At 58.2% G+C, this 16,594-nt stretch carries 13 protein-coding genes; 9 read left to right on the top strand and 4 right to left on the bottom strand.

Annotated elements, in window-relative coordinates:
- Positions 1 to 400: 400 nt before the first annotated feature.
- Entirely contained in the window at positions 401 to 1,300 is a 900-nt protein-coding gene (locus CYJ10_RS24675) for a LysR family transcriptional regulator (RefSeq protein ID WP_101684110.1), read from the bottom strand.
- 125 nt (positions 1,301 to 1,425) lie between these two features.
- Between CYJ10_RS24675 and CYJ10_RS24670 the strand changes: the two genes are divergently transcribed.
- From CYJ10_RS24670 to CYJ10_RS34445, 6 genes are all read left to right on the top strand, one after another.
- Positions 1,426 to 2,388: a Bug family tripartite tricarboxylate transporter substrate binding protein gene (locus CYJ10_RS24670; protein WP_101684064.1), complete on the top strand. Its 963-nt coding sequence runs from the start codon at positions 1,426 to 1,428 to the stop codon at positions 2,386 to 2,388.
- 50 nt (positions 2,389 to 2,438) lie between these two features.
- Positions 2,439 to 3,257 carry a substrate-binding domain-containing protein gene (locus CYJ10_RS24665; protein ID WP_101684063.1) on the top strand — a complete coding sequence of 273 codons (819 nt, stop codon included), beginning with the start codon at positions 2,439 to 2,441 and terminating at the stop codon, positions 3,255 to 3,257.
- Between the two features lie 490 nt (positions 3,258 to 3,747).
- Positions 3,748 to 5,550 carry a sensor domain-containing diguanylate cyclase gene (locus CYJ10_RS24660; protein ID WP_257993512.1) on the top strand — a complete coding sequence of 601 codons (1,803 nt, stop codon included), beginning with the start codon at positions 3,748 to 3,750 and terminating at the stop codon, positions 5,548 to 5,550.
- 269 nt (positions 5,551 to 5,819) lie between these two features.
- Entirely contained in the window at positions 5,820 to 6,545 is a 726-nt protein-coding gene (locus CYJ10_RS24655) for a response regulator transcription factor (RefSeq protein ID WP_219621516.1), read from the top strand.
- 1,297 nt (positions 6,546 to 7,842) lie between these two features.
- Positions 7,843 to 8,097, top strand: coding sequence for a DMT family transporter (locus CYJ10_RS35275; protein ID WP_146002114.1), 255 nt, complete (start codon positions 7,843 to 7,845; stop codon positions 8,095 to 8,097).
- Between the two features lie 240 nt (positions 8,098 to 8,337).
- A complete protein-coding gene (locus CYJ10_RS34445) occupies positions 8,338 to 8,556 on the top strand; it encodes a DUF6434 domain-containing protein (protein ID WP_101684060.1) in 219 nt (72 codons plus the stop codon).
- Positions 8,557 to 9,152: 596 nt separating this feature from the next.
- Here CYJ10_RS34445 and CYJ10_RS24645 read toward each other — a convergent pair.
- Positions 9,153 to 10,445: an NRAMP family divalent metal transporter gene (locus CYJ10_RS24645; protein ID WP_101684109.1), complete on the bottom strand. Its 1,293-nt coding sequence runs from the start codon at positions 10,443 to 10,445 to the stop codon at positions 9,153 to 9,155.
- A gap of 495 nt (positions 10,446 to 10,940) precedes the next feature.
- Between CYJ10_RS24645 and CYJ10_RS24640 the strand changes: the two genes are divergently transcribed.
- Positions 10,941 to 12,758 carry an ABC transporter ATP-binding protein/permease gene (locus tag CYJ10_RS24640; protein ID WP_101684059.1) on the top strand — a complete coding sequence of 606 codons (1,818 nt, stop codon included), beginning with the start codon at positions 10,941 to 10,943 and terminating at the stop codon, positions 12,756 to 12,758.
- Between the two features lie 235 nt (positions 12,759 to 12,993).
- On the top strand, positions 12,994 to 13,353 hold the full coding sequence (locus tag CYJ10_RS24635; RefSeq protein WP_180863050.1) for a BON domain-containing protein: 360 nt from the start codon (positions 12,994 to 12,996) through the stop codon (positions 13,351 to 13,353).
- Positions 13,354 to 13,764: 411 nt separating this feature from the next.
- Here CYJ10_RS24635 and cls read toward each other — a convergent pair whose 3' ends face one another.
- Entirely contained in the window at positions 13,765 to 15,138 is a 1,374-nt protein-coding gene (gene cls / locus CYJ10_RS24630) for a cardiolipin synthase (protein WP_101684057.1), read from the bottom strand.
- Between the two features lie 233 nt (positions 15,139 to 15,371).
- Here cls and CYJ10_RS24625 point away from each other — a divergent pair, with 233 nt between their 5' ends.
- Positions 15,372 to 15,590: a DUF1488 family protein gene (locus CYJ10_RS24625; protein ID WP_101684108.1), complete on the top strand. Its 219-nt coding sequence runs from the start codon at positions 15,372 to 15,374 to the stop codon at positions 15,588 to 15,590.
- A 45-nt stretch (positions 15,591 to 15,635) separates the two neighbouring features.
- On the opposite strand, the gene CYJ10_RS24620 is transcribed toward CYJ10_RS24625, so the two are convergent.
- On the bottom strand, positions 15,636 to 16,355 hold the full coding sequence (locus CYJ10_RS24620) for a Crp/Fnr family transcriptional regulator (protein ID WP_101684056.1): 720 nt from the start codon (positions 16,353 to 16,355) through the stop codon (positions 15,636 to 15,638).
- Between the last annotated feature and the right edge of the window lie 239 nt (positions 16,356 to 16,594).

Here is a 16,594-nt window from a genome sequence, read left to right as displayed (position 1 = left end):
GCGGTGCCGAGGGCCAAGCCGTTCGCGCGTCGGCCGAAAGTGGGTCGGCTTCTATCCACCAGCACGAGCGAAATTCGTCTCAGAAGCGATCTCTTCAGCCCTAGAAGATCGCGCCCCCAGCCGTCTGGGAAGATACCGCGAGCGGCCGCAAAACCGCTTACTCTTGAGCGGTAGCCTCGAATGGGGAATCCTTTGACCGCGACTCTTCCCGAAACTCGGGTCGTGGCTTTCGGCCTGCGATTGGCCGTCCGATTTGCAAGTATGACCGTCTATTTTCGGTCGTTCACAGAACGTCACCCACAGACCGTTGGTACCGAAAGAAAGCCCATCTGACATCCATCGGGGCCCCAGATCAATGAGCTATTGATCTCCGGGTGGAATAGTCGTACCAACTGGACAATCAAATACCCGTCACTTCCAATGTGATTGTTTCATATAACGCCTCCGCGGCAGGCCGTAATGGCCTGTCTCGGCGGCTTATCAGCCCAAGGACGCGGTCCACGTTAGGTTCGATCAAAGGGATTGCGCAAAGCCGGGAATGATCGCGCGGCACCGCCATGCCTGGGAGCACGGCCATGCCAAGACCAGCGTCAACCAGTGCTAACACCCCAACGACGTGGTTGGCTTCGTAATGAATGGTAGGTCGTCGCTCGAGGTGGGCGATGGCAGATTCGATCAAGGCGCGATTACCGCTTTGCTTCGACACGCTGACCATCCGTTGCCCCGCCAACTCCTCCCAAGCCACGCAGTCCCGCCCGGCCCACTCATGGTCCTGCCGCAACACCAATCGATAGGGCTCGGCGCGGATCGCATGGAACTCGATGCTAGGTTCGAGGGCGCCCATGAAGTTGAGCCCGAAATCCGATTCTCCCGACATGACGCTTGTCAGTACGGCGTTTGCGCTTTCGTCAATAACACGGACGCGCACGCCCGGATGTCTTTTGGCAAAAGCGTTGATCGCATGGGGCAGTAAATGCAGCGCGGCAGACGGTATGGCAGCCACTGTCACCAGGCCACGGCGAAGCGTAGTCTCGTCGCCGAGCCGAAATACCGCGTTATCGAGGATATCCAATGCGGCTCGCACCTCCTCAAGGAACTGCCGGCCAACATTCGTCGTTTCCACACGGCGCGTCGTCCGGTCCAGCAAGCGGGCGCCGAGCGTCTTTTCCAACTTTTCGATCCGCCGGCTAAGTGCTGGTTGTGAAATGTGAAGTGCCTCAGCGGCTATACGGAAGCTTCCCTTTTTGGCAGTCGCGACGAATGCCTGCAGGTCTTCCAATGCGAAATTAATGTGTAGCATGCATCGGATCATCAGAATATTGCAATTCACAGATTAGTCGCCCCGGAATAAGCTTGCAATGCCTGATTGGGACGTAGCGACGTACCGTAAGGCGCACAAATAGACAGGCTCCGGAGACAATTACCTTGAAACTCATCGTTCGCCATCTCGCGCTCGCCCTTACTCTGAGTGCGTGCACCCTGAACGCCATGGCTGAAGCCTGGCCCGCAAAGCCGGTGAAGTTCGTCGTACCCTTTGGTCCCGGCGGCGCCAACGATCTGGTTGCCCGCGCCGTCGCCGAGGCCGCATCGAAGCAGCTTGGTCAACCCATCATCGTCGAGAACAAGCCTGGCGCCGGCTCGGTATTGGGTGCCGACTATGTGGCCAAGTCCGCTCCGGACGGCTATACGTTTCTCGCTCCGGCGGCCGGCGTGCTCACCAACGGGATGATCAAGGCCCACCTGCCTTACAAGGAGGAGGACCTGGTCCCCGTCGCCATGCTGGCCGTCAGCCCATCTGTCATCGTGGTGCCCGCCGACTCCCCAATCAAGGACCTCAAGAGCCTGGTTGCCAGCGGCAAAGGCGGAAAGAGCCTGAATTTCGCCACCGCGGGTACTGGCAGCACGCCACACTTCGTCGCGGAGATGCTGAAGCTGGCGACCGGCGCAAAGCTTGAGATCATTCCCTACAAGAGCGGTTCGGAAGGCATGGTCGCCGTTGTCGGGAAACAGGTAGACGCGACTTCTGAGGCCGGCGTCGTGGTGCTGCCACAGATTAAGGGCGGCAAGCTGCGAGCGATCGCCTCCACCTGGAATACGCGCATTGCCGCGATGCCGGATGTGCCCACCGCCACGGAACTTGGCTATCCCGGCATATTTATCGGTCACTGGTCCGGCGTCTTCGCCCCGCGCGGTACCCCTGACGCGATCCTAGAGAAGATGAATAAGGCCATCGACACCGCTATCAAGTCACCGGAGCTGCGCGCCAGATTGATCCCGCAAGGTATCCAGCCGGTAGGTGGGACGCGGGCTGACTTTACCAAGTTCCTGTCAGGCGAAAAGGCTCGCCTCGGCCCGATCGCGCGCGCGGCCAATATGAAAGAAGACTGACGGGCACTGGGCGAGTATAGATCCGCCTAGAACCACGCCATAGAGCTGAGATGAAACGAATCCTCACATCCCTTCCGAACCATCCCCGTATCGCCGCCCGCATCGCCGGCACCACGATCACCGCACTCGCACTGCTCCTGCCCACCCTCGGACACGCAGGCGACCTTCTTGCCGTCACGTCTGGAGGGTTCGCTGAGGCGTCCAAGCAGCTTACGAGTTTCTACAACAAAGAAAACCCTTCTGCTCCCGTTACCCTCACCTTTGGTCCGTCCATGGGCAAGACTGACAACGCGATCCCGGCCCGTTTGGCACGTCAGGAACCGATCGACGTTGTCATCATGGTTGGTGGCGCGCTAGATCAGCTCATGGATAGCGGCAGGCTAGAACCCGGTAGCAAAGTCGTTCTGGCCAATTCGAAGATTGCCTGTGCTGTGCCCGCCGGCAAGCCTCAACCCGACCTGCACACCGTTGCATCCGTGCGTCAGGCTTTTCTCGACGCGCCCTCCATTGCATGGTCCGATAGTGCAAGCGGTGAGTACATTCAAGGCGAGCTACTGGCTCGCCTAGGCATCGAGACGGAAGTGAAAAAGAAAGGCAAGCAGATCCCGGCAACGCCCGTCGGAGAGATACTGGCAAAAGGCGAAGCTGCATTCGGATGCCAACAACATAGTGAACTGCAGCCGGTACATGGTATCGACATCGTGGCCGAACTGCCGGACGAACTTCAGCGCATCACACCGTACGCGGCCGCTATCGTGAAAGGCAGCCCGCATCGCGCCGCGGCCAGGGCGTTCATCCAGTATCTGGCGGCGCCGCCAAATGGCAAGATTATTAGGGCAACCGGGTTGACGCCCCTCAGCGATAAATGATGCACACTTTGCGACACGGCGTGCAATAAAGTGAGGCGATTTCTCCGACGCCAGAGACGTCATCCGATGCTGAATGGCTGCACTATGTGCGACTACGGTCGTTAGATCTGACAGCGGAAATAGCGGAGAAGGGTCGGCTACAGCCCGTCGTCGCCGGATTGTCCCGCCGTCGGGGCAATCCGGCTCTTCCCGGCCATGAAGCGCCGTTTGCGTCGACCAATGGCGCGACAATCGAGTGTCGCTTGCACACCCGATACCGGTCGCCGACGCAGCGCTGATTTTTGGAGGCACCCCTTTGTCGATATAAGATTGATCGGGCGCCGGTTGGTTGATTAGGATCAAGCACCTGCGTGTGCTCCATGCAGCACGTGCGCTGCGCATGACGACTTCGCGCAACGTCGTCAATTCTGAGAGAGCCGTAGGCGCTTCATCAGCGGAAATCATGGGCCGTTCACAGAGTTCAGCTACTTCCTGGTCGATGGATCGGCGCTTGAAGAAGTCGTGGCTTCGGCGGGCGTTACCTATTCTGGCCCTGCTGGTGGCCATCGATATCCTGGTGAACGTATGGCAGTCTTACTATGACTTTCGTGCAATCAACACCCTGGCCGGCCGGCTACTGGATGTGCAATCTTCCCTGATGGCCGGACGTATTGCGGATCAGTTCCGCGACGTGAGTGCGTTGACGAGCGGAACGGACCGTCTGCTCGATACAGGCACACTCACGGACGCCACACTTGTCAATCTCACCGAGGCTCTGGACAACCCATTGAGACACGCGCTGATCGGAGTGTTCGACCCGCTGGGTGGGCATCTGCTTGCCAGTTCCCGTCCGGGCTTCTTGAACGACGTGCCGCCTCTTGACCAGATTTTGGCAAGAGTGCGAGCCAATCCGTCAAACGCCGTCATACTTCCGGTCGCGTGGGGCGAGCGTGGCGCGGTTGTGGTCGCTAAAGGGCATCAGAACCGGGCGATCGACCTCGATGCGGTGGTCGTCATCGTCCTGACCTACGAACGCCTTGTGCTGGACGGCGTGAACCTGGCACCCGGCACCTCCGTTCTGCTATTGGATAGCGAGCACCGCCTGGTGATGCGTGATCCGGTGCATCCGACACTAGCCGTTGGACAGGTCCTGCCTGAAGATGGCGGGCGGGCCGGACCAACTACCGCAACGAGGTATGCTTCCTCGCAGATCGATGGTATCGAGCGTTTGGTGTCCACACGAAGCATTGCGACACGGCTGACCCCCGACCACTGGACGATGGCGGTCGGACATTCGGTCAGCGATTTCCGGGAAGGCTTCTGGCGGAGCACTTACATCAATGCAGCCGGAGCTGCTGTCATGCTTCTCATGTTGGTGAGCGGCATTCTGCTGATCCTCCACGAGCGTCGTCTGCAGGCTCGGGTCGAGAGGTTCGCGAGCATGGTGTCAACCATCGTCAAGAACATGCCAACGCCCGTTGCCGTAGTAGACCATGACACAGAAAAGATCCTCCTGACCAACGAGGCGCTACTCGCTGACTTCGGCGCTGTGGCCGGAGCGGGGCAATCATTCTCCCGGCTCTTTGCGAACGCCGCAGACTGGTCGCAGGTATGTACGACCCGTATGGATGAAGCCATTCCCATGCTCACGCGAGACGGAACGCGGTACATGCTGGTGCATTGTGCTCAGCTTGAGTTTGGGGGCGAATCAGTCACATCAAAAGCGGCACTTGTCACACTGGTCGACGTCAACAGTCAGCAAAAGATGCTCAAGGAGTTGCGAACCCAAGCCGACTTCGACGCGCTGACCGGGCTCGCCAACCGCCGCTGTTTCGAGAACGCCGCCCAGAAGGCAGTTATGCACGCCCGCAAGCAAGGCAGCGCGTTGTCGATACTCGCGCTCGATCTTGATCTATTCAAGCGGGTCAACGATACCTACGGCCATGCCGCCGGCGATCGCGTTTTACAGGTGGTGGCGCGGCAATTCGAAGGCGCATTGCGTAACACTGACCTTGGCGTGCGAATTGGGGGAGAAGAGTTCATCGCGATCTTGTTCGATACGGCGCTGGGACAGGCACAGGTGATCGCCGAGCGCATCCGCGCCTCCATCCAGGATACGCCGATCATTCTTGAGTCTGGAGAGGCAATCTCGCAGACCGTGAGTATTGGCATCGCGGCGTACCACGAGGGCGAATCCGACCTCGCAGCAGTGCAGGAACGGGCGGACGCCGCCCTGTACAGTGCCAAGGCAGCGGGGCGAAACCGAGTTCATGTGTATGTGCCCGAGGCGTCTGCGCCCCAGGATGCCGGTTAGGTGCGGAAGTCGGTTTGAGCATTGCAAACGGATATCTGGTTGGCCCCGTGTTTAGGGCCGGACTGGGTCGGACGGCGGCCGTTGCCGGATTCGGTCTCAAATTGGGGACGTGGTACCCATGAACGAGGCAGGAAGTCTCTGCCAGCGACCAATCATCAAAAATTATTTCACTAGTCCTGATGAAACTTTTCGAGCCCGTCGCGCAGCGATTGTGGCCGTACGCAGCGTTGGGTAGTGTGGAGAGGAGTAGACCGAAGAGGGTGAGCGCGATGGCCGGAACCGTGGTTGTTGTGGACGACGATGAAAGCATACGCAAAGCTTTAAGTCGTTTATTGCAAGCCAAAGGCTTCGCATCGAGGACCGTCTGTTCGGCCGAGGAGTGTCTGCCCGCGCTCGACGCCCTCTGTGGTCCGACTTGCGTGGTAGCCGACCTGATGTTGCCAGGTATTAGTGGTCACGAACTGTTGAAGCTACTGCCATCGCATGTGCCCTTCATCATGCTCACAGGCTACGCAGACGTAAAACAGACCGTTGAGACGATGCTAGCTGGCGCCATCGACCTTTTCGAAAAGCCGGTGCCAGAGGACCGACTTGTCATGGCGGTGAGTCACGCGCTAGAACTGGCGGAACAACGCGGTATCGAACGGGATATCAGGGCAGAGCTTGATGCAAAGATGCTACGGCTGACAAATCGCGAACGCGAGGTAATGGCAATGGTCACCACAGGCCTCCGAAATAAGGAAATCGCCAACTTTCTCGGCATCGTCGAGAAAACCGTCAAGGTCCATCGCTCCCACATCATGAACAAGCTGGAGGTAGGTTCCCTTGCAGAACTAGTGCGATGCGCCGACAAGTTGGGGATCACATATACGCCGCCCGCGACCCGTCGGAAACCAAGCACCGACGCATCCTACAGCTCCTTGTGTAGTGCGACGGGTCAGGTCCGCACTTTGCGCGCCGACGAGCGATCGCTAGTCATCGACGGGTTTTTCTAAGATTGCGTGGGCAACGTTTCCGCGATTCATGACGCCTCAGCGAGCACCAAGCTCTCCGTTAGGAATTCCGTGAAAAATCGTAGATATCCCGACGTCCGCCGGTCCACATATTACGTCTTTGTTTATTTCTGATGGAGAGCCGCTTTGAGATCAACCAGATCCGATCAAGAGTGTGCCGAAATTTTGTACGCTTTGCTTCGTGGTGGGGAGTGCTTCACACGCAGGGAAATCGTCGAAAGGGGCTGGCTATCCAATCATGACTTCGGAAGAGCTCGCAAAGAACTCTCGGAAGCAAAAATTCTTAGGAATTTCCATAAATTCGGGTATACATTATCGATCCTTGCTTTAAGCGGTCCACCGGAAGAATTCTTGCGGAATCACGCCTCCATGGAGAAGCCAGTGGACGAGTTCGAACCACTATTATCTGCGTGGAAAATCGAATCACCGCTTTCCGCTATCGGGACGAGCAGCCGCGTCAATCGACGATTTTCACGCGATGAGGAGCATGACGCAAGCGCCCCCTAGCCGCTGTTGACCCATGAGTGGCGCCGCTGTCGCTGCCTCCACTACCCAAGTGCACTGTCAAAGCGCCAGACACCATTCTTACCCGCTATGTGTGTAGAAAAAAAAGTCAAGCGCATCTTCATTTCACATATCAATGGCCGCTGGCACGTTGTTGTAATATTTTTTGACAACTCAACTTCCCGGTCCGTTTCTTTTGACAGAGAAATTGACGCGACGAACTTTGCATTATTAAATTACCATAATATTCCCGTATCACTTGGCCGAAAGGCGAAATTTCCGCCGCCAAAAAAATGGCACGTACCTTAACTATATAAAAATGACTTAACGCACGATACCGAAAATTTTATCGGCTTTCTCCCTACCCTCTTCCTTGCGCCCCCTTTGCCCCGGAACCTTTTCGATCCGATAGCCGGCGTGCGATACCGGACAATGCGAAATCTACCAGTTTTTCCGCGATGGAATCGGTTCTCCCAACGATCCGGACGCCCTTGACTTAAGTCAAGGGCCCTTGTTTTACCTCATTTTAGGTATCCATGTCGGAGCACTTGTGACTTACTCTTCCTCGTGCCCTCGCGACACAGACTGATTCGCGCCTGTCTTGACGCAAACGGGTGAAGTCGATTGAAGCCTTTTTGGCCCGGCATTGGTCCCCGCCCGCCGGGCATTTTCTCTCTCGCGGCAAGCAAGACGGCAACGTCGAAGGCCACAACCCCTAAACGCAAAGCAACCAGAGCAACGGCCGGTCTCACTACCCTTCTCCGCGGGTGCGAGGATGGAGAACTCAAACGTCCGGCGGCGGAAGGTGGACGTACTTGCGTTCGTACGGCTCATTGTTGGCTCGGTGGTTGCCCTGATGCTTGATCATTTCGGACTCCTGGGACTCTCAGTCAATCACATCACTGCCGGCCGCGTTGTAGGAGTGTCGGTCATGATTGTGGGTCTCGTGATCACCCAGATCAGTAAAGTACCTTCGCCCGTAAGAGCAGCGCATAACGTCACTCAAGCTCAGAAAACTGATGGACGGTAAAGCAGGCGATAGGTCTGTCGGTGATCGTTAGTTCGGCGCTGGAAGAGCAACACGATAGTCGATGACCATTTGATTGCCGGATCCGGCCGTTCGCGCTTGCAACGCCTAACGGCAGAAACCTCGGAAGTCGCCTGATCATCGGGCATTGCTACAATCGCCGTCTCAGACAGAACGCTGCTTGCAGCGCTTCCCTTAAAGCACATCATCCTCACTCAGCCCGTAGATTTTGACGGAGACTCAATGCCCTTCGATTGGCACGGCGGCCAAATCATGCGGAGTACGCTGGTAGACGAGGCCTACCGCAATACACAGAACGTACGGCGATTCATGATTTCGCATTGCGGCCCAGACTTCGCGTTCGATCGGTCCTTCATGGCATGGATTCGCGCGGGCTCAGGCAAGACCATGGGTGACGTCGCCGACGAATGGCACCGAAGACGGGGGCTGGTGGAAAGCTAGTTGCTCGTTTCCGGCCATTTACCGCCATTGGTTGGCCGCTTAGCGACGACCGCTCCACGGCCAACTTGCGACGTTCAATTTGCTCGCAAAGCGTCGAGTCAGAAACTCCATAGAACGCCAGCCGGAAAGTCCTTGGCAAGCGCGCACGTGAGAATGCCGAATCGGCGTCCAGGACAAAGCCAGATATATGAACTGACATGATCGGTCTCGATCGACACCCTGTGTAGCCTTGCTCCATGGCGAGACATGGGCGCGTCGCCATCGGACGACTACCTGTTCCCGGCCGTTATTCCTTTCTTGGCCATCTGGACCTCGTCGCCGGAATGCGCATCCGCACAACGCGTACCTCGCATACCGATTGCGAAACGTGCAATGGCATCCATCGGGCTGTCATGAACGGAACTTTCTGCATTGCGCCGCCTGCCGGCCGTCCTCGCGTGTATGCCACGCGAGAGCACCATAGGGTCGCTGTAACGCATACGGTATGTACATAACTTCCCACAGCGCAATGGCCACGTCTGTAAGGCAGCAGGCGCAGAACCTCTGTATGTGCACCTGCACCATTGCCGTGGCTGGTCCTGGCCTGTGTGAGGACGTCATTTCCAGATGAAAACAAACATTGCGACTACTGCGGCAGCCATCACCCAGGCCGAAATCCATCCAAGAATCCGCAGTGGCACAGGCGCGACAAATGAGCTCATGATCTTGGCATTCGAGGCCATCAGCATCATCAGCACCATGATCGGCACCGATGTCACGCCGTTGATGACCGCGCTCCAGAACAGCGCCTTGATCGGATCAATCGAGGTGAAGTCGAGCGCCAGCCCAACGACTGTCGCAAGCACGATGATTCCGTAGAACCGCTTCGCCAGTTGCGGTTCGAGTGCGAGACTGTTCTTCCATCGGAATGTGCCCGCCATGGCGTAGGCAGCCGACCCGGCCAAGACGGGCAGCGCAAGTAAGCCTGTGCCGATGATGCCGAGGCTGAAGAGCAGGAAGGCAAAATCTCCCGCGATCGGCTTCAGCGCGGAGGCAGCCTGCGTTGAAGTCTGTATATCGGTGATGTGATGGGAATGTAGCGTGACCGCAGTGGTGAGAATGATGAAAAACGCAATAACATTGGAAAACGCCATCCCGATCGACGTATCCATGCGGATGCGACTCAAGTTCGACGGGCCTTGCGACGGCACCTTCGTCAGCGCCTCCTGCCCCTCTCTTGCGTGCAATTCCTCTACTTCCTGCGACGCCTGCCAGAAGAACAGATACGGGCTGATAGTGGTGCCGAACACGGCGACCACCGTCGTGATGTAGCCCGCGCTCCATGACCCCTGCGGAAATACCATGCGCAGTGCCACCGTCGCCCACGGGATCTGGACCGCGAAAACGATTCCGACGTAGGCGAACAGTGTCAGGGTGAGCCATTTAAGCACGCGGACGTACCTGCGATACGGCACGAACACCTGCAGAGCCAGCGAAAGCGCGCCCAATCCGACCGTGTAGGCATGGGTAGGCCCACCTACAAGCAGATTCACGGCCGCACCCATGGCCGTCAGGTCGGCGGCGATGTTGATCGTGTTCGCAATAAGCAGGAGAACGACAGTGCCATACAGCAGTGACCTGGGGTAATAGCGCCGCAGATTTGTCGCGAGACCATGGCCACTCACCCGACCGATTCTAGCGCTCACGATCTGAATAGCGACCATCAGCGGATACGTCAGCAGGACGGTCCACAGCATGTTGAAGCCGAATTGCGCACCCGCCTGCGAATAGGTAGCGATACCGCTCGGATCGTCGTCCGCTGCGCCGGTGATGAGCCCTGGTCCAAGCTTCGCAAACCACGAATCGGCTTCGCTGCCTGGCGCTGTGGGCGGGTCAATGTCGTGTTCCATAAACGCCCGGACATAGTGCAGCACGAGGCTCGACGAACACTTCCTGCTCGGAGGAGGAGGCGGCGACACTAGAAAACACTCGGCCCGGCCTTTGTCTACACCATCCATAGTTTAGTCAATTGTCGGGCGCCGGCGGGTCGATGCACGTCAGTAGTGCCCGAATTGCCCCCGGTGCATGCCCGTTACCGTACCGACGCCAGAGCCGTTCCCGTTTAGGTTCACAGGTGATGTCGGCTCGCTGCCCTACGGACGAGCCTTTTCGGGACTGGGAACTTGCCCGCAATCCCGTGGGCGGTTCAAGCCGGCTTACGAGAAAGGAACTGCGATGAATTATTCGAACCTGATTGCCGTACCACTGATACTCGCCGTAACGGCATGCACGGGCCCGGCCGAACCTCAAGGAGTAACCGGAAATACCGGCGGCAACGGCGCTAGTGGGCTCGCATCGGATGGCACCGTGGTCATCGCTCCGCGCTGAAGTCTGCCGAACTGGTCATGGAACGGGTTCAGAGATCCAGGCGCACGCGTCGGTTAACGCCCGGCGCCGGGCAGCAGGCCTTGGGCGATGCTCCCGACACGGGCCTATCGCATCCGAGCAAGGCATCATGGGTAACCGATGGCGGCAATCTGTGGCTCCGATTCTGGGAAATTGCGAAGCCTTACTGGTTCTCTCTGGAGAAGTGGAAGGCCGGGATTCTCCTCGTTCTATTGATCCTGCTGTTGCTTGGCCAAACCATGGTCAATGTCATGTTCAACAACCAGAGCGGGGAATTCACATCCGCGCTCGCGGCGAAGGATGGCCCCAGGTTCTGGCACGCCATTGCACTCTGTTTCTGCGTCATGATCGCTGCGATTCCCGTCTACGCCTTCTACTACTACGTCAGAGACACCCTGGGCATCCACTGGAGACGCTGGCTGACGAATCAATATCTCGACAGATATTTCAAGGGCCACACGTACTACAAGCTCAACTATGATCGGGCGATGGACAATCCTGATCAGAGAATTTCCGAGGATATCAACACGTTCACACGCCAGTCCCTGTACTTCGCCCTGCTCATTCTTGGTGCGCTATTGCAGCTTATTCTTTTCAGTGGCGTCCTATGGTCCATCTCACATGAACTGGTCTATTTTCTGGTCCTGTACACCATCGTCGGCACCCTGATTTCAGCGTTTGTATTTGGCAGAGTCATGATCGGGCTGAACTTCTTTCAACTGAGGAGAGAGGCTGACTTCCGCTTCAGCCTGATCCGGGTTCGCGAGAACGCAGAATCGATTACCTTTCATCGTGGCGAAGCCCATGAGTCCACGCACGTGAGAGGACGCTTCGACCATGTGTTCACAAACTTCAACAAACTCATCAAATGGCAGTTCAGCCTCAACCTGTTCCAGTATGGCTACGGGTTCCTTACCATCATGCTGCCGAGCGCGATTGTTGCATCTCGCGTGATTTCCGGAGAGCTCGAAATTGGACGGGCGGTCCAGGCGGCGGGTGCATTCGCCGCAGTGCTGGCGGCGTTGGCGGTCATCGTCGAGAACTTCGAGAGTCTGAGCCGGTTTGTTGCAGGGCTGGACCGGCTGAGTACATTCTCACGTTCCCTCGATGACCCACCAGACGCGCCCCGCCTCGCGGAAGACAGAATCGAAGCAGAACAGGACGTCGGCTTGGCGCTGGAGCACGTCACGTTGCAGACGCCGAACCGCGAACGGATCCTCATTAAGGATCTAACCGTGTCGATCAATCCCGGAGAGGGCTTGCTGATCGTTGGTGCAAGCGGAGGCGGAAAAAGCTCGTTGATGCGCGCGATCGCAGGCTTGTGGAACTGCGGTACGGGACGCATCGTGCGGCCGGAAGCCGAACAGATGCTGTTCCTGCCCCAAAATCCCTATATGGTGCTCGGGAGCATGCGCAGCCAGTTACTGTATCCCAATCACAGTGAGCGGAAGGTCTCAGACGACGAACTCCTGCAATTGATTGACATGGTCAACCTGTCCGACGTCGTGAAAAGGCTTGGCGGCCTGGACGCGAACTTGGACTGGGGCAAGGTGCTTTCCGTCGGCGAGCAACAGCGTCTGACGTTTGCCCGGGTGCTACTCGCCAAACCGCGCTACGCCATGCTTGATGAAGCCACGAGCGCGCTGGACATCAGCAATGAACAGCGCCTGTACTTCCAACTATCGACTGCATCGACTACCCTCGTCAGCATCAGTCATCGCCCCACCCTGCTCAAGTTTCACAAGCATGTCCTCGAGTTGAAGGGGGACGGCGATTGGGCGCTGCATACCGCCCGGGACTACCGCTTTTGCTGGTAACTTCTGCAGTGGACTGCGCCGTCGGCCTGATTCGCCTCTGAAGCGCCTGCCTGTCCGCCAGCGTACCGACTTCAGCATCGATTCGCGTCAGCCTTGGTCTGTCGGGGCTGCGTGACCAAGGAATGCTTCCTTCGTGATGCCACGGCGCGCGACTGCCTGTTCAGGGCGGTTCGCATACCCCCGCGGACACTCCGCGCCTGCAATCATAAATTTCGTCCGATTCGAGGTAGTTCAAATGAGATCCACCCACTCCGTCGCGTTCGCCACCGGAGCAGCGTTTCTTGCGCTCACTGCCGGTTTTTACGCTCCCCTTGGCCTGACAGCACCGCCTGCCACGGTCACGAACCCCAATCCCACGCATGAGAACGTCAGCGAAGGCATTTCCGATACGACGATCACGACCAAGGTCAAGGCCAGCCTGCTTGATCAGAAGGATCTGAGTTCGGTGCACATCCACGTACGCACACGCGAAGGCGTGGTACGCCTGACCGGCACCGTTCCAACCACGACGGAACGGCACATGGCAACCGACGTAGCCAAGCGTGTATCCGGCGTGACGTCGGTGGAGAACCATCTGGGCATCCACAAGTCCTGACGGCTTGGCGGGCTTCCGGCACGCCTCGTTCGGTCGGAGAGGCCGTGCCGTACCTTGCCGGTGGTCGCAACGGCTACCGGTCGGTTCACACCAAAACAGGAGCAATCATGCACAGGGGCATTGCCTCAGCACCGCACCGCAAGCCGGAGCCCGGTGGCTGCGCCTCACAGCCTGCCCCGGAGGAGGGCAATACCTATCAATCCGCCGTGGATGCGTCGTTGGAGATGACTTTTCCGGCAAGCGATCCCATCTCGCCGGGTGCCGCCATGCACACCGAACAGCAGGTCAGTACGCTGCGCGACGAGACAGACTGGAAGCTGGCTGCCGGCAGTAAGAGCCCGCCCTCAGGCGCCCGGCCGGAGGCGCAACGCCATCTGATCACATCTTGCGAAATGCGCGCCGGACGGCGCTCTACAGCCCATAAGCCCACATGCGCGCCGTCATTTCCTTCATGCTCATCGCAGTCGAACGGTCGTTCCACTGTTCAAGGGTGATGGGACTGGACGCGGCAAGATCCACATCGAACATGGCCTGCATCTGCGCGCCGAACTCCTGTCCGAGGATAACGGCGTTTACCTCGTCGTTGTACAGAAAGCTGCGCCAGTCGAGGTTGGTCGATCCAATGGTGGACCAGATACCATCGATCACTACCGTCTTCGCATGCAACAGCACATCGCGCCGCTCGAAGATCTTTACGCCGGAGCGCAACAGCTCGTCATAGAAGGAGCGGCCGGCGAAAAATACCAGCCAGGAATCAGTCCTACTCGGGAGGATGAGCCTGACATTGACACCACGAGTTGCCGCATCCTTGAGCGCAGCCAGCAACTGCGGATCGGGAACGAAATACGCATTGGTCAGATACACGCTGGTTACCGCGCTGCCGATTGCCGAAAGCAGTGTCGCGTAGATGAGGCTGTAGGGCTCATCAGGCGAACTACCGATGGCGCGCACGACCTCTGTTCCGGTGTTGCCGAGTTTGGGATAGTAGTTCCTAGGCGCGAGCGTTTTTCCCTTTTGCTTCGCCCAGGTTGCCAGGAACAGCTTTTGGAATTCGTGGACTACCGGGCCCTCCACTCGCATGTGGGTATCGCGCCAGGCGGGGCTTCCGGCAGGCTGGGGCCTGGATTTCGGCCGGAACGATCCGCTTGAATAGACACTGCTGATATTGATCCCGCCAAGAAAGGCGATCCGGCCATCGACAATCAGCAGCTTGCGGTGGTCGCGCTGATTGACGTCCCACCCCTTCTTTGCGGACATCGGGTTGACCGGATTGAACTCAAGCACGTTGATACCGCTGTCGGAAAGGCGCTTGAAATACTCCTTGGGTGAATTGATCGCCCCGACGCTGTCATAGATGAGATTCACCTGCACGCCCTGTGCCTGCTTCTTGATGAGCTCGTCCGCAAAGCGATTTCCTACGGCATCGTCCTCGATGATGTAGGTTTCCAGGTTGATGTGGTCTTTCGCACTGCGGATGGCGGAAAACATGGCTTGGAATGTGGCGGGACCATCCTTCAGCAGCAACACCTTGTTCCCGACCACCAGCGGGCTGCCCACGATAGCCGCCTCGAACGCCAAATGCCGATCGAAGATATTGGTATCATCACCGTGGCTTTCGAGCCGACTGAGAATTTCCTTGCTTTGCTGGGGCGAAAGGGGACCATGTGCGCCGCCGAGTTGCACAGCCTGAGCGCGACTGGCCCCCATGTCCGGCGCCATGGTTGGCAGCACACCGCATCCACCGGCGGCGGCGAGCACAACCAGCAGGATCGCTCTCAATGTCATTGGAATACCTACCGACAATCAGGCGCAACAGCGTAGCCTCGGCAAAGCGCCTGAAGCGCACTGCCCTGCTGTCGCTCTCCTTCGTCAGCACGCCTGACCGGCTCCAATGGCACGGTAAGGTCATAGCGTATCAGCATGAGTGATGTGCGACAGAACTTAAGAGACGGATACACTGAATATCCGGGCGTTTCGGTACGCTGGCGGACAGCGCACGGGGCAAGCGTGAACTTTAAATATGTTCGCGGCACTGCGTTTGTTTCTGGGGCTACGACCACGCACGCGAAGTCCCGTTCCAGGTTTCCGACAACCTGCTTTCGCGCCTGAGTCACGAGTCAGCCTCCGAAGAGGCCGACCTCCTGGCCCTGTTCGACCGTTATCGCGAACAGATACTTCTGCTGGCAGAGCATCTCTACACGCCAGGGACGCGCAATACATACACAATCGAGCAGTAGTGACTTGCATGCAGCGTGGCGCCTCCGGGAGGCCCGTCTTGCCGCTCAAATCTTCGATATATCCGGCAACAGCCGCTCGAACTCCCGCTTCACGACTGCGTAGCACTCGCATACCCGCTTCTCCAACCCTGCCCGGTCGAGTACCGCGATATGCCCGTGGCTGTAGCGAATCAGGCCCGCAGCCTGGAGCTTCAGAGCGGCCTCAGTCACGCCGGAACGCCGGACTCCAAGCATGTTGGCAATGAGTTCCTGTGTCATCGTCAGGTCGTTGGAGGGCAGCCGGTCAATGCTCAGCAGTAGCCATCGGCACAGTTGCTGGTCGATGGAGTGATGGCGATTGCAGACCGCTGTCTGCGCCATTTGGGTGATGAGCGCCTGCGTATATCGGAGCAACAGATGCTGCAAGGGCCCGCCCCGCACGAATTCCTGTTTCAAGATCGCCGCGCTCAGGCGGTATCCGTGTCCGGCGCTTTGCACGATCGCGCGGCTCGGGGTCGTTTCCCCGCCCATGAAAATCGCAATGCCGACCATCCCCTCGTTGCCGACGATTGCGATCTCGGCAGACGCTCCGTCTTCCATCACATACAGCAGCGAAATGATCGAATCGGTCGGGAAATAGACCGAGCGAAGCTGATCGCCCGACTCATAGACGACATGGCCCAATGGCAACTCAACCAACGTCAGGTGCGGTGCAAGGCGCTCCCAGTCGCCCCCCGGCAGCGCGGCGAGAAGATGGTTGGATTTCGGATCATGCGTGAGGCTCATGCCGCATCTCCCCGGCCAGAACAGGTTGAGATCGATGACATCGGACTACCCCGGAGCCGGATGCCGGACGCTGGACCACGGGACCACGGGACCACGGGACCACGGGACGGTAGAGGATCACTTGCGCTTTTAAATATAGGTCGGTGGATCGGGCAAGCAAGTGTCGGCACGCCTCCACGTATTCCAGCTCGGATCCGCCCGCTCGGACAACTGCGTGCAATGGAATAAAAGTCCCGATC

The organism is Cupriavidus pauculus (assembly GCF_002858765.1).
Taxonomy (GTDB): Bacteria; Pseudomonadota; Gammaproteobacteria; order Burkholderiales; family Burkholderiaceae; genus Cupriavidus; species Cupriavidus pauculus_B.
This window is presented reverse-complemented; position numbering and strand designations above follow the sequence as displayed.